This window comes from Pantoea sp. DY-15 (genome assembly GCF_019795935.1).
GTDB lineage: Bacteria > Pseudomonadota > Gammaproteobacteria > Enterobacterales > Enterobacteriaceae > Pantoea > Pantoea leporis.
The window spans coordinates 934,382-946,967 of sequence record NZ_JAIMIF010000001.1 but is presented as its reverse complement, the minus strand read 5'-3'; the positions used below and the strand labels follow the sequence as shown (position 1 = coordinate 946,967).

At 53.1% G+C, this 12,586-nt stretch carries 13 protein-coding genes and 3 tRNA genes; 12 read left to right on the top strand and 4 right to left on the bottom strand.

All coding sequences use genetic code 11. From position 1 onward, the window contains the following. Positions 1-37 precede the first annotated feature (37 nt). The 4 genes from K5Y32_RS04590 to rnt all read left to right on the top strand — a co-directional run bounded on the left by K5Y32_RS04590 (position 38) and on the right by rnt (position 3,066). Positions 38-634, top strand: coding sequence for a TetR/AcrR family transcriptional regulator (locus K5Y32_RS04590; RefSeq protein ID WP_222181907.1), 597 nt, complete (start codon positions 38-40; stop codon positions 632-634). Between the two features lie 50 nt (positions 635-684). Next, on the top strand, positions 685-1,782 hold the full coding sequence (locus K5Y32_RS04585) for an alkene reductase (RefSeq protein WP_222181906.1): 1,098 nt from the start codon (positions 685-687) through the stop codon (positions 1,780-1,782). Between the two features lie 100 nt (positions 1,783-1,882). Then, positions 1,883-2,290, top strand: a complete 408-nt coding sequence (gloA, locus tag K5Y32_RS04580) for a lactoylglutathione lyase (protein WP_007892766.1) — start codon at positions 1,883-1,885, stop codon at positions 2,288-2,290. A gap of 107 nt (positions 2,291-2,397) precedes the next feature. Then, positions 2,398-3,066, top strand: a complete 669-nt coding sequence (gene rnt, locus K5Y32_RS04575) for a ribonuclease T (RefSeq protein ID WP_110866034.1) — start codon at positions 2,398-2,400, stop codon at positions 3,064-3,066. A 35-nt stretch (positions 3,067-3,101) separates the two neighbouring features. On the opposite strand, the gene K5Y32_RS04570 is transcribed toward rnt, so the two are convergent. Then, positions 3,102-3,437 (bottom strand): Grx4 family monothiol glutaredoxin, encoded by a 336-nt coding sequence (locus K5Y32_RS04570; protein WP_175501675.1) that lies wholly within the window; start codon positions 3,435-3,437, stop codon positions 3,102-3,104. 364 nt (positions 3,438-3,801) lie between these two features. On the opposite strand from K5Y32_RS04570, the gene K5Y32_RS04565 reads away from it, so the two are divergent. Beyond that, entirely contained in the window at positions 3,802-4,593 is a 792-nt protein-coding gene (locus tag K5Y32_RS04565) for a C40 family peptidase (protein ID WP_222181905.1), read from the top strand. Positions 4,594-4,649: 56 nt separating this feature from the next. Here the strand turns inward: K5Y32_RS04565 and K5Y32_RS04560 are convergent, their stop codons facing one another. Continuing rightward, positions 4,650-4,739, bottom strand: coding sequence for a YnhF family membrane protein (locus K5Y32_RS04560; protein WP_007892756.1), 90 nt, complete (start codon positions 4,737-4,739; stop codon positions 4,650-4,652). Positions 4,740-5,013: 274 nt separating this feature from the next. Between K5Y32_RS04560 and purR the strand changes: the two genes are divergently transcribed. Continuing rightward, on the top strand, positions 5,014-6,039 hold the full coding sequence (gene purR / locus K5Y32_RS04555; protein WP_008110309.1) for an HTH-type transcriptional repressor PurR: 1,026 nt from the start codon (positions 5,014-5,016) through the stop codon (positions 6,037-6,039). Here the strand turns inward: purR and punR are convergent. Then, the gene (punR, locus tag K5Y32_RS04550) at positions 6,036-6,947 is read right to left on the bottom strand and encodes a DNA-binding transcriptional activator PunR (RefSeq protein WP_222181904.1); all 912 of its coding nucleotides are present in this window, start codon (positions 6,945-6,947) and stop codon (positions 6,036-6,038) included. The two genes, purR and punR, sit on opposite strands and share 4 nt — an antisense overlap. A 110-nt stretch (positions 6,948-7,057) precedes the next feature. Between punR and punC the strand changes: the two genes are divergently transcribed. Both punC and cfa read left to right on the top strand, forming a co-directional pair. Beyond that, positions 7,058-8,260 carry a purine nucleoside transporter PunC gene (gene punC, locus K5Y32_RS04545; protein WP_222181903.1) on the top strand — a complete coding sequence of 401 codons (1,203 nt, stop codon included), beginning with the start codon at positions 7,058-7,060 and terminating at the stop codon, positions 8,258-8,260. A 302-nt stretch (positions 8,261-8,562) separates the two neighbouring features. Further along, positions 8,563-9,711: a cyclopropane fatty acyl phospholipid synthase gene (gene cfa / locus K5Y32_RS04540; RefSeq protein ID WP_222181902.1), complete on the top strand. Its 1,149-nt coding sequence runs from the start codon at positions 8,563-8,565 to the stop codon at positions 9,709-9,711. Positions 9,712-9,762: 51 nt separating this feature from the next. Here the strand turns inward: cfa and K5Y32_RS04535 are convergent, their stop codons facing one another. Continuing rightward, positions 9,763-10,407: a riboflavin synthase subunit alpha gene (locus K5Y32_RS04535; RefSeq protein WP_176971547.1), complete on the bottom strand. Its 645-nt coding sequence runs from the start codon at positions 10,405-10,407 to the stop codon at positions 9,763-9,765. Positions 10,408-10,604: 197 nt separating this feature from the next. Between K5Y32_RS04535 and K5Y32_RS04530 the strand changes: the two genes are divergently transcribed. The 4 genes from K5Y32_RS04530 (at position 10,605) to K5Y32_RS04515 (ending at position 12,365) form a co-directional block, all read left to right on the top strand. Further along, positions 10,605-11,978: an MATE family efflux transporter gene (locus K5Y32_RS04530; protein ID WP_222181901.1), complete on the top strand. Its 1,374-nt coding sequence runs from the start codon at positions 10,605-10,607 to the stop codon at positions 11,976-11,978. 134 nt (positions 11,979-12,112) lie between these two features. Further along, positions 12,113-12,189: transfer RNA gene (locus K5Y32_RS04525), tRNA-Val, on the top strand. Positions 12,190-12,192: 3 nt separating this feature from the next. Next, positions 12,193-12,269 (top strand) — tRNA-Val (locus K5Y32_RS04520). Between the two features lie 19 nt (positions 12,270-12,288). Then, positions 12,289-12,365 (top strand) — tRNA-Val (locus K5Y32_RS04515). Positions 12,366-12,586 lie beyond the last annotated feature (221 nt).

Sequence of the window (12,586 nt, the reverse complement as noted above, 5' to 3'; positions counted from 1 at the left end):
GTTGCGTTAGACTGACTGGTCTAATAACCTGCGACCCATGAATAAGACTCTGCTACGCAACGATACCCGTGAACATCTGCTCGCTATTGGCGAGCAGGTTTGCTTACAGCGCGGCTTTACCGGCATGGGATTGATCGAGATGCTGGCGCTGGCGGAGGTCACCAAAGGCTCGTTCTACCACTATTTCGGTTCGAAAGAGGCCTTTGGCGTTGCGCTGATTGAGCGCTACTTCACACACTTCCAGCAGCAGATTGATCAGCAGTTGAATCTGCCCGATTTAACGCCGACCGAGCGCCTGTTAGCGCATTTCCGCTATGGCGAACGGCTGTTTATCGAGCAAGGTCATATTGTTGGCTGTCTTGGCGTGAAGTTGTCAGCCGAAGTGTGCGATCTCTCTGAACCGATGCGCGATGCACTGCAACAGGGTGCCAACGCCATCATCGCTGCCTATACGCGCTGTTTGACTGAGGTGGCGGCTGAGCAGCCACTGCCGTTTGGGCAAACGCCGCAGCAGCTGGCGCAGCGCTGCTACTTGCTGTGGCTCGGAGCCAGTTTGCAGAGCAAGATTTCCCGAGAGCCAGGCCCGATTAGCCTGGCGCTCAACACCATCGAACAGTGGCTGATAAGTCACTGATTTTTAAAAAGCGTCGTGACTAGACGACCGGTCTTCCTGGAGCAATCAATATGGCGAGTAAGCAGCTGTTCTCCCCACTCAAAGTGGGCGCGATTACCGTACCGAACCGCATTTTCATGGCCCCGTTGACGCGTTTGCGCAGCATTGAGCCGGGCGATATCCCTACGCCGCTGATGGCAGAATATTATCAACAGCGCGCCAGTGCCGGTTTGATCATCACCGAAGCCACTCAGATCTCTTTCCAGGCGAAAGGCTATGCCGGTGCGCCGGGTCTGCACACACAGCAGCAAATTGCCGCGTGGAAAGTGATTAACGAAGGCATTCATGCCGCCAACGGTCACAGCGCCGTGCAGCTGTGGCACACCGGACGCATTTCTCATCACAGCGTGCAGCCCGAAGGCAAAGCGCCGGTCGCGCCAACCGCGCTGGCGGCGGGTACGCGCACCTCCCTGCGCGCCGCGGATGGTTCTGTTTATCGTGAAGACACTTCCGTGCCGCGCGAGTTGTCAGTGGCTGAAATTCAGCAAATCGTAAAAGATTTTGGTCAGGCCGCTGCCAATGCGCGCGAAGCCGATTTCGACCTGCTGGAGTTGCACTCCGCGCACGGCTATCTGATGCATCAGTTCCTCGCACCGGGCTCAAACCAGCGTACCGATGAGTACGGCGGTTCGATTGAGAAACGTGGTCGTTTCGCGCTGGAAGTGGTGGATGCGGCGATTGCTAACTGGTCTGCCGATCGTATCGGTATCCGCGTTTCGCCAATCGGTGCCTTCCAGAATCTGGAAAATGGCCCGGAAGAAGAAAAAGCGGCGTTGTGGTACATCGCCGAGTTGGGCAAGCGCGGCATCGCCTATCTGCACCTTTCTGAGCCAGACTGGGCGGGCGGACAGCCTTACAGCGACGCATTCCGTGAAAAAGTGCGCGCCCTGTTCCCAGGCGTGATCATCGGTGCCGGTGCTTACACTGTTGAGAAAGCCGACGATCTGATTGCGCGTGGTCTGATTGATGCGGTGGCGTTTGGTCGCGACTTTATCGCCAACCCGGATCTGGTTGCCCGTCTGCAGCAGGATGCGCCACTCAATCCGCAGCGTCCTGAGAGCTTCTACGGCGGCGGCGCGGAAGGTTATACCGATTATCCAACCCTGTAAGAAAATAGCTGCCGCGGCGGATAGGCGGCAGCGTTGTTTCATCAGTGTGTATACTAAGTTGCTTGTCATGCACTGATGACGTTTTAAAAAAGAGGATGTTATGCGTTTACTTCACACCATGTTACGCGTTGGCGATTTGCAACGTTCTATCGATTTCTACACCCGCGTGCTCGGCATGCGCGTGCTGCGTCAAAGCGAAAACACCGAGTATAAATACACTCTGGCATTCGTTGGCTACACCGAAGAGAGCGAAGGCGCGGTGATTGAGCTGACTTACAACTGGGGCGTGGATAAATACGATCTCGGCAACGCTTACGGCCATATCGCGCTGGGCGTGGACAACGTAGCTGATACCTGCGAACGCATTCGCAGCGCAGGCGGCAACGTGACGCGTGAAGCGGGCCCGGTAAAAGGCGGTTCGACTATTATTGCATTTGTTGAAGATCCGGACGGCTACAAAATCGAGCTGATTGAAAACAAACATGCCGGTCACGGCTTAGGCAACTAAGGTTGCTCGTCAGCCTGCTATTTGCAGGCTGACTTCCCTCTCCTGCTGCACCCTCCTGCGATTTTTGCCATAATGCGCGCTGCCCTATTTATTGCCATGAGATCCTGATGTCTGAATCGAACGCTTTAAACGCTCTCCACCAACGCTTCCGCGGTTTTTATCCTGTTGTGATCGACGTTGAAACCGCGGGTTTCAATGCACAAACCGATGCACTGCTGGAAATTGCAGCCACCACGCTGAAAATGGATGAAGACGGCTGGTTGCACCGCGATGAAACGCTGCACTTCCATGTGGAACCGTTTGAAGGCGCCATTCTGAATCCTGCGGCGCTGGCGTTTACCGGCATCGACCCCACCAATCCGCTGCGCGGTGCGGTAAGTGAATATGAAGCCCTGCACGCGATTTTTAAAATGGTGCGCAAAGGCACCAAAGATAGCGGCTGCAATCGCGCCATTATCGTGGCGCACAATGCCACTTTCGATCTTAACTTCGTGATGGCGGCTGCCGAGCGCGCCAGCCTGAAGCGCAATCCGTTCCACCCGTTTGCCACTTTTGATACCGCGGCACTGAGCGGTTTAGTGCTGGGGCAAACCGTGTTGGCGAAAGCCTGTAAAGCGGCGGGAATGGAGTTTGATAGCACGCAAGCGCATTCGGCGCTGTATGACACCGAGCAAACCGCGACGCTGTTCTGTGAGTTGGTAAACCGCTGGAAACGCCTGGGCGGCTGGCCGCTGGCTTTTAGTGAAGAATCCGCAGACGAGGCGTCTGCCGGGTAATCAAAGAAAAGGCCGACATTTGTCGGCCTTCTGCATTATTCCGCTTCTTTATACTTCTCAGCGGTCTCTTTCAGCAGTGGCTGAAGTTCACCGCGCTGGAACATCTCAACGATGATGTCGCAGCCGCCGACCAGTTCACCATCGACCCACAGCTGCGGGAAGGTTGGCCAGTTAGCATATTTTGGCATTTCAGCACGAATATCCGGGTTCTGCAGAATGTCCACGTAAGCGAAACGCTCGCCACACGCGGAAAGCGCCTGCACGGCTTGCGCCGAGAAACCGCAGCTTGGCAGCTTTGGAGAACCTTTCATGTACAGCAGAATCGGGTTTTCTGCGATCTGACGCTGAATTTTTTCAACAGTACTCATTATTGCCTTCCTTAATCTTCTACTTCGTGTTTGTTTATTGTAGCGATTTCGCTCCCGGACTGAAAACGGGATTTTGCGTTTGCACGGGCTAATCGCCATGTTTGTTAAGTTAACGTATGACAAATAACATTTTCATATCATTAATTGGCATTAATAAATTAATAATTAGCAATAGTTTCGCTGTGTTAACCAGCTGAAATCGCTCATTTTTGCTACAGAATCAATCTGGTAACATATTAATGGAAAAAGGCCTTACCTTTTGCAAAAAAAGTGGATTAGAATTGCCTCGGCGCTGGTCACTTGATCAGATTTCTCTCACTTTTACGCAGTCTGCTTTGATTCAGCCTGCTTAACCTGTAACCGGATTATGCGTCTACTAATTACGCTTTTCATACTGGCTTTAGCCCAACTGTTCTTTAATGTGGCCGCTGCATCTCCGCATGCGCCCGTTAACGCCAGTTCGCTTAAAGCAGAGAAAAAGAGTGCACGTGAAGACGAGCGCCGCAAACGACGTCCGGTGAAAACCACTACTAAAAAATCGCGCCTGACTGCTGTTCAAAAATTCAAACTCAAAAAACAGACCAAAACAGAAACCGCGCTGCACAAAACCACCAGCAAAAAATCCCCGCTGAAACTCTCTGCTAAGAAATACGGTCATCAACGTTTAGCGAAGAAAACGCCTGAGATCGCCGTCGATGATGAAGCGTTAGCGCTGACCGGCATCAAAATGAGTAAAGCGCACCGCCAGCGTTATCAAAAAGCGCGTGAAACGGTGATGACCAAATTAATGGGTCAACTCGGCAAACCTTATCAGTGGGGCGGCGCTTCACCACATACCGGTTTCGACTGCAGCGGCCTGGTGTGGTACGCCTATAAAGATCTGGTGAAATTCAAACTGCCACGCACCGCCAATGAGATGTATCACCTGCGGGATGCGGCACCGATTAAGCGTGAAATGCTGGAGAAAGGCGATCTGGTGTTCTTCCGCATCAACAATCGCGGTACCGCCGACCATGTGGGCGTTTATCTTGGTAATGGTAAATTCATTCAGTCGCCGCGTACCGGCAAAGATATTCAGATTAGCGCATTGGGTGAGGATTACTGGCAGAAACACTATGTGGGCGCGCGTCGTATGATGACGCCGAAAACAATTCGCTAGTTGTTGCGCAACAGACATAAAAAAGCCGGATGCTGTTCTCAGCTCCGGCTTTTTTGTTAATGCATGATCGCGGTAAAGCTGAAGGCGATAATCATCAACAGTGCGCCAACAGTGGTCATCAGCGCCAGCTTCAGGTCGGTATTCATCACAACTCCTTAGTCACACAATTATCAGGGTTAAGACGATTTTCGCACAGCAATAGGCAAAAATCTCGTGTTATCCGCGCCAGCTTGCTAGAATCGCCGCCTTTCGTTGCGCAACAGATTCTGCGCAGGCTGTATTTACAGCGTGATGAAGTGATTTCGCCTGCTTGAACATGCCGTTTTGCCCCTTTTTTTGGGCTGTAAAAGCATTAGCAGACGCAAACGTTTAACAATATACTTATCAGTAAGTTGCGATAAGCCCAGGAGCACCATTTTCATGGCAACAATTAAAGATGTCGCAAAACGCGCGGGTGTCTCAACCACCACGGTTTCGCATGTCATCAACAAAACGCGTTTTGTTGCGGAAGAGACGCGTAACGCCGTATGGGAAGCGATCAAAGAATTACACTACTCGCCCAGTGCCGTGGCGCGTAGTCTCAAAGTCAATCACACCAAAACCTTGGGTCTGCTGGCGACCTCCAGCGAAGCGCCCTACTTCGCTGAAATTATCGAAGCGGTGGAGAACCGCTGCTTCGAACGCGGCTATACGCTGATTCTCGGCAATGCGCACAACGATCTGCAAAAGCAGCGCGCTTACCTGTCAATGATGGCGCAAAAGCGCGTCGATGGTCTGCTGGTGATGTGTTCGGAATATCCAGACGATTTGCTGCAGATGCTGGAAGAGAACCGCAATATCCCCATGGTGGTGATGGATTGGGGCGCGTCACGCGGTGATTTCACCGATACCGTGCAGGACAATGCATTTCAGGGCGGCTATCTCGCCGGGCGTTATCTGATTGAACGTGGCCATCGCGATATCGGTGCTATTCCTGGCCAAATGGAGCGCAACACCGGCGGTGGACGTCATGCGGGCTTCCTGCAGGCAATGAACGAAGCGGGCATCACGGTGCGTCCGGAATGGGTGGTTCAGGGCGACTTTGAACCTGAATCGGGCTATCAGGCGATGCAGCAGATTTTAAATCAGAAACAGCGTCCAACTGCGGTGTTCTGCGGTGGCGATATCATGGCGATGGGCGCGATTTGCGCCGCTGATGAGATGGGTTTACGCGTACCGCAGGATATCTCGGTGATTGGTTACGATAACGTGCGCAACGCGCGCTATTTCACCCCAGCGTTGACTACCGTGCACCAGCCAAAAGCTGAACTGGGTGAAAAAGCGCTGGAAATGCTGCTGGATCGCATCACCAGCAAGCGTGAAGATCCGCAAACCATCGAGGTTCAGCCAACGCTGATTGAACGCCGTTCGGTGGCGTACGGTCCGTTCCGCGACTATCGCCGCTAAGCCGACACTTCGCTGAGCCATTCGTGGTTCAGCGTTTCGGCATCCCCGAGATAAGCCAGTAACCACGCCAGCGCCGGTGACGCGCGCTGTTCGGACCAGCTAACGCAGCACGGACTGTCTGGAAACGCCTGCGGCAGCGCCAGTTCAACCAGTTTTTGGCTGTCCAGCAGCGGACGCGCCAAATGGCCCGGTACCATTCCGACGCACAATCCTGCCAGCAAACAATCCATCCCGGTTTCCCACTCTGGCACCACCAACCGCCGCTGATTATCCAGCGTCCATGTCATACGGCGCGGCAACGCACGCGAGGTATCTTCCAGCACCAGCGATGGCCACGCCCGCAAGGTTTCATCATCCAGCTCCGTGCTGTTAACCAGCGGATGATCGGGACTTACCACACAGCGCCAGTTCAGCGCGCCCATATCCTGAAAGGCAAAACGTCCGCCCACCGGGATGGCCTGAGTTGCGCCAATCGCCACATCCACCCGACCATCAGCCAACGCATCCCACACGCCGTTGAACACTTCGTAGCTGATAATCAGCTCCATGTCGGGAAAATGGCGGTAGAAGTCTTTCACTAACTGTCGCGTACGCTGCGGTTTTACAATGCAGTCGACCGCGATGCTCAACTCGCCGCGCCAGCCATTTGCCAGTTGCTGACACTGTCGGCGAGTTGCCAGCATTTTTTTGATAACAGATCGGCCTTCTCGCACAAAATGCTCGCCCGCCGGTGTCATCACCACTTCGCGATGCTGGCGTTCAAACAGCGGCACCGCCAGCCAGGTTTCCAGCTGGCGCACGGTATAGCTGACGGCAGAAGGCACGCGATGCAGCTCCTGCGCTGCCGCGCTAAAACTGCCGGTGCGCGCCACCGCATCCACTACTTCAAGCGCATATTCTGACCACATGATTTTGCCTTCAAAAAATTTAACAGCACTATGCAAATATTAGCGTTTCACAAAGCGCGCTGCATCCTTTTACACTCCCCGGCGTTCAACCTGCCCAAAAGAGAATCAACATGTTGTCGTCTAAAGCATTTATGCCTTATCTCGCCGTGCTCAGCATGCTCGGCTTTCTTGCCACGGATATGTATTTACCCGCCTTTGGCGATATGCAGCGTGATTTTGCTACCGCACCCGGCACCATCAGCGCCAGCCTGAGTCTGTTTCTTGGCGGTTTTGCCTGTGCCCAGGTTTTTTGGGGACCGCTGTCGGATCGTTACGGACGTAAGCCGATTTTGCTGGCGGGCTTAGCCATCTTCGCCCTCGGCTGTCTGGGGATGCTGTGGGTGACCGATGTCCGCCTGATGCTGGCGCTGCGTTTTGTGCAGGCGATTGGCGTGTGTGCCGCTGCCGTGAGCTGGCAGGCGCTGGTGGTGGATCACTATCCAAAAGCCAAAGCCAATAAAGTGTTTGCGACGATTATGCCGCTGGTTGCGCTGTCGCCGGCGCTGGCACCGCTGCTCGGCGCCTGGCTTATCGGCCACTTCCACTGGCGCAGCATCTTTATCACGCTGACGCTGGTTGCCGTGGTGTTACTGATCGGTACGCTGCAGTTAACCTCGCCTCAGCGCGAGAAAGTTGCCACAGGCAAACAGCCCGGCTGGTTCACCTTGCTGGGCACCCGCGTTTACAGCGGTAACGTCTTGATCTATTCGGCATGTTCGGCGAGCTTTTTTGCCTGGCTGACGGGCTCACCTTTCATTCTCTTCGCTGCTGGCCTGACGCCGGGCGACATTGGCCTGAGTTATATTCCGCAGACCATTGCGTTTCTGATTGGCGGCTTTGGCTGTCGCACGCTGTTAAATCGTTATCAGGGCGCGCAACTATTGCCGTGGTTGCTGGTGCTGTACAGCCTGAGTATTTTGAGTCTGTTTGTCATCGCCCTGATGCCTTCAGCGCCGCTGTTTGTGCTGCTGATGCCCTTCTGCGGCATGGCGCTGGCCAATGGCGCGATCTATCCGATTGTGGTTGCCAGCGCATTAGCGCCCTTCCCGCACGCCACCGGTAAAGCGGCAGGATTACAGAACTTATTCCAGTTGGGATTGTGCTTTGTCGCCAGCCTGCTGGTCTCCGCCGGCCTTGAGCAGGCGCTGTTCAACACCACGTTAGTGATGGTCGCCACCGTGGTACTGGCGTGGGCGGGCTTTGTCTGCCAGCGATTGGCAAACGCACAAAGTGATATTGCCCACACTCCCCGTCCCTGCGAAGATAATCTCTAACCCAACGCTTTTCGTTAGCAAACTAACGATAACCCGTTGAATATTGACCCGCGTGAGCATATACTCTGTGGGTCAGTAATTCTGTATTAAATCAATAATATAAATGTAAGACCTTTAGCGACTCTGTCGCGGGATGGCGTCTGCACGATACTCCAGTGTTGCCTCCAACTTTTCTATTCAAATTCATGCCTCTGTAAAACGTCGGATTTCTGGCGGACGGATTTTCCGTGAGTTCTCTCACAGGCCTTGGGAAATTGGCTATTCTTTTTCTCAGGTTCAGATCGGAAGGTGATGGAGAAGCTATGAGTTCATCTGTTATAGAAGAAGTGAGCCTTGAAGAAAACCACTGGTTTCGGATCGTCAATGAACTGCTAGAACGTGCTGATATTGCAGTTAATGGCACTCGTCCCTGGGATATTCAGGTAAAGCATCCAGATTTTTTTAAACGCGTGCTCGAGGAAGGATCGCTTGGATTAGGTGAAAGTTACATGGATGGTTGGTGGGAGTGCGAACAGCTCGATATGTTCTTCCATCGCGTTTTAAAACACCATCTGGATAAACAATTACCGCGACATTTTAAAGATACGTTGCGCATCGCCGCCGCGCGTCTTACTAATTTGCAATCCAAAAAACGCGCCTGGATTGTGGGTAAAGAGCATTACGATTTGGGTAATGATCTCTTCTCACTGATGCTTGACCCTTATATGCAATATTCCTGCGGCTACTGGAAAGATGCTGATACGTTAGAAAACGCGCAGCAGGCAAAACTTGATATGATTTGCCGCAAGTTACAACTTGAACCAGGCATGACGCTGTTGGATATCGGTTGTGGCTGGGGCGGACTGGCGGAATATGCCGCGCGCCATTATGGCGTCACGGTGCATGGCGTTACTATTTCTGCTGAGCAACAAAAACTGGCACAACAACGCTGTGAAGGACTGGATGTCACTATATTACTGCAGGACTATCGCGACCTGAATAATCAATATGATCGCATTGTTTCTGTCGGAATGTTTGAACATGTCGGGCCGAAAAACTATGCCACTTATTTTGATGTTGTAGACCGCAACCTCAAACCAGACGGCATATTTTTACTGCACACCATTGGTGCTCTCACAACGGATATGAATGTCGATCCGTGGATTGATAAATATATCTTCCCGAACGGTTGTCTGCCGTCGGTACGTCAAATCGCTGATGCCAGTGAGCCACATTTCGTCATGGAAGATTGGCATAACTTTGGCGCAGATTACGATACGACGTTAATGGCCTGGTATGATCGTTTTCAGGCGGCGTGGCCACAGCTGGCTGAGAAATATGGCGAACGTTTTAAACGGATGTTCGACTATTATCTCAACGCCTGCGCCGGTGCGTTTCGTGCCCGTGATATTCAGCTGTGGCAGGTGGTATTCAGTCGCGGCAAGGATGGCGGATTACGCGTGGCGCGTTAATGAGCTTTTGGAAATAAATCAAGGCGCCGCAGGGCGCCTTTTTTAACGCCATCATTCAGCGCTAGCAATCTGCGCCAGTGCGGCGGCTTCACGCTGCGCTAATACGCGTTCAACGGTTTCCACAATGGCCTGCGTATGAGGATCAATCTCGATATTGACCTTCTGACCAAACTTCTTCGCGCCTAAAGTAGTGCGCTCCAGCGTTTCCGGAATCAGATGCACACAGAATTTGCTTTTGGTTACGTCGCCAACGGTCAAACTAATTCCGTCGATACCCACAAAACCTTTATGCAGAATATATTTGATCTGTGTGGCGTCCTGTAATTTAAACCAGATTTCGCGGTTGTTTTCTGACTGGATGATTTTGCAGATTTCCGCCGTGGTCATAATATGGCCGGACATTAAATGGCCGCCAATTTCATCGCTGAACTTCGCTGCACGCTCAATATTCACCACATCACCCACCTGTAATTCACCCAGGTTGGTAATGCGCAATGTTTCTTTAATCAAATCGAAGCTGACCAAGTCGCCGTTAATCTCGGTCACGGTCAGGCAACAGCCGTTGTGTGCTACCGATGCGCCCAGCGCCAGTCCCGGTAACAGATCGTCCGGTAAGCGCACAATATGGGTACGAAACAGATCTTTCTCTTCAATGCCGACAATTTCTGCCGTGCCTTGCACAATTCCAGTAAACATAATCTCAGCCTCTGCAAAGTTTGCGTCAGTTTATCACAGCTTGTCGGCGGCAGCTTAATTTGGCGGAGTTCAAACTTTACACAAATTGCTAAACAAAATGCGATCAACGTTTGGCGGAAGCCAGCGCTGCCGCTACACTGTGCGCGCATTCTTTGGGGATTTCGCCCCGCTCTCTTCATTAATTAAGCAGGTGTAACGTGCAGAAGTATTTTACCGAAGCGCGTCAATTGCTGGCCCTCGCGATCCCGGTCATCCTTGCTCAGGTGGCCCAGACTGCGATGGGATTTGTAGATACTGTTATGGCCGGTGCGGTAAGCGCCACGGATATGGCCGCCGTCGCTGTCGGCACCTCTATCTGGCTTCCCGCCATTCTGTTTGGTCATGGTCTTCTACTGGCTTTGACGCCTACCGTTGCGCAACTCAACGGTTCAGGACGACGCGAACGTATCGCGGAACAAGTGCGCCAGGGATACTGGATGGCAATCGGCGTTGCGCTACTGATTATGGTGGTGCTGTGGAACGCCGGTTATCTGATTAACACCATGCATGACATTGATCCTGAATTGGCCGCCAAAGCCGAAGGATACCTGCATGCGTTGCTGTGGGGGGCGCCGGGTTACCTGCTGTTCCAGGTGATGCGCAACCAATGTGAAGGTTTGTCGAAAACCAAACCGGCGATGCTGCTCGGTTTTCTCGGTCTCATGGTGAACATTCCACTCAACTATGTGTTCATTTACGGCCATTTTGGTATGCCGGCCTTAGGCGGTGTCGGCTGCGGCGTGGCGACGGCATCGGTCTATTGGGTGATGTTCCTGGTGATGCGCTTCTGGGTGAAACGCATGGCAAGCATGCGCGATATCCGTATGAAAACGCGCTGGTCCGCACCGTCACGCGGGATTTTGTCACGCCTGTTCACGCTGGGTTTGCCGGTGGCATTGGCGCTGTTCTTTGAGGTGACGCTGTTTGCCGTGGTGGCGCTGTTGGTATCACCGCTCGGCATTGTCAAAGTGGCCGGACACCAGATTGCACTCAACTTTAGTTCGCTGATGTTCGTGTTGCCGCTGTCGCTCGGCGTTGCCACCACTATTCGCGTTGGCTATCGACTCGGGCAAGGTTCAGCCGAACAGGCGTGCGTTGCCGCGTGGACCGGGCAAGGCGTCGGCATCAGCATGGCAGCAATCACCGCGCTGTTTACCGTGATTTTCCGCCATGATATCGCAGGTCTGTACACGGCAAATCCGGAAGTCATTACCCTTGCGGCGCAGCTGATGCTGCTGGCGGCGATCTATCAATTCTCAGATTCGATTCAGGTGATCGGCAGCGGTATCTTGCGCGGTTATAAAGACACACGCTCGATCTTCTTCATTACCTTTATCGCCTATTGGGTGTTGGGCTTGCCGGTGGGTTATGTACTGGCGATGACCGATTGGGTATTGCCGAAATTGGGTCCCGCCGGTTTCTGGTGTGGCTTCATTATCGGCCTGACCTCCGCAGCAGTGATGATGATTTGGCGCATCCGTCGTTTGCAGCGCCTGCCTGCGCAGGTCATCCTGGCGCGCGCCGCGCGCTAAGTGGCTGGTAACGGCGAAAAAAACGACGCATAGCACAGTTGCTGGTCAGTCGTAGGGGAAAAACACTTTTTCCCCTTGCCAGCATCACGGCCTGCCGTTAATATTCGTCCCCGCTGTCGCCCTGACAGCGTGTTGCGCTCTTAGCTCAGTTGGTTAGAGCACCACCTTGACATGGTGGGGGTCGATGGTTCGAGTCCATTAGAGCGCACCAAGTGCGTCCGTAGCTCAGTTGGTTAGAGCACCACCTTGACATGGTGGGGGTCGGTGGTTCGAGTCCACTCGGACGCACCAATTAGTGAATTTCCTCAATGCGCTCTTAGCTCAGTTGGTTAGAGCACCACCTTGACATGGTGGGGGTCGATGGTTCGAGTCCATTAGAGCGCACCACTCTGGTTTTATCTCCTTGCGCAACACCCTTTTCTTGATCTGCATCGTCTTTATCACGCCGATTTTATATTGGTTTTCGCATACTTAGCGACTATACTATGCCGCGTTGTTCCACCTGAAAGGTTTCAGCGCTAACGTGCCTATGCAAACAACTCCAATGATTTGCGCAACACTGATCACTCAGTTCCCTCGCGTACTGCATAACTTCTCTGCACGCTTTG

Excerpts from the sequence above, each read along its gene's own strand:
- K5Y32_RS04590 (WP_222181907.1), top strand. The coding sequence starts at position 38 with ATGAATAAGACTCTGCTACGCAACGATACCCGTGAACATCTGCTCGCT.
- K5Y32_RS04585 (WP_222181906.1), top strand. The coding sequence starts at position 685 with ATGGCGAGTAAGCAGCTGTTCTCCCCACTCAAAGTGGGCGCGATTACC.
- gloA (WP_007892766.1), top strand. The coding sequence starts at position 1,883 with ATGCGTTTACTTCACACCATGTTACGCGTTGGCGATTTGCAACGTTCT.
- rnt (WP_110866034.1), top strand. The coding sequence starts at position 2,398 with ATGTCTGAATCGAACGCTTTAAACGCTCTCCACCAACGCTTCCGCGGT.
- K5Y32_RS04565 (WP_222181905.1), top strand. The coding sequence starts at position 3,802 with ATGCGTCTACTAATTACGCTTTTCATACTGGCTTTAGCCCAACTGTTC.
- K5Y32_RS04560 (WP_007892756.1), bottom strand. The coding sequence starts at position 4,739 with ATGAATACCGACCTGAAGCTGGCGCTGATGACCACTGTTGGCGCACTG.
- purR (WP_008110309.1), top strand. The coding sequence starts at position 5,014 with ATGGCAACAATTAAAGATGTCGCAAAACGCGCGGGTGTCTCAACCACC.
- punR (WP_222181904.1), bottom strand. The coding sequence starts at position 6,947 with ATGTGGTCAGAATATGCGCTTGAAGTAGTGGATGCGGTGGCGCGCACC.
- punC (WP_222181903.1), top strand. The coding sequence starts at position 7,058 with ATGTTGTCGTCTAAAGCATTTATGCCTTATCTCGCCGTGCTCAGCATG.
- cfa (WP_222181902.1), top strand. The coding sequence starts at position 8,563 with ATGAGTTCATCTGTTATAGAAGAAGTGAGCCTTGAAGAAAACCACTGG.
- K5Y32_RS04535 (WP_176971547.1), bottom strand. The coding sequence starts at position 10,407 with ATGTTTACTGGAATTGTGCAAGGCACGGCAGAAATTGTCGGCATTGAA.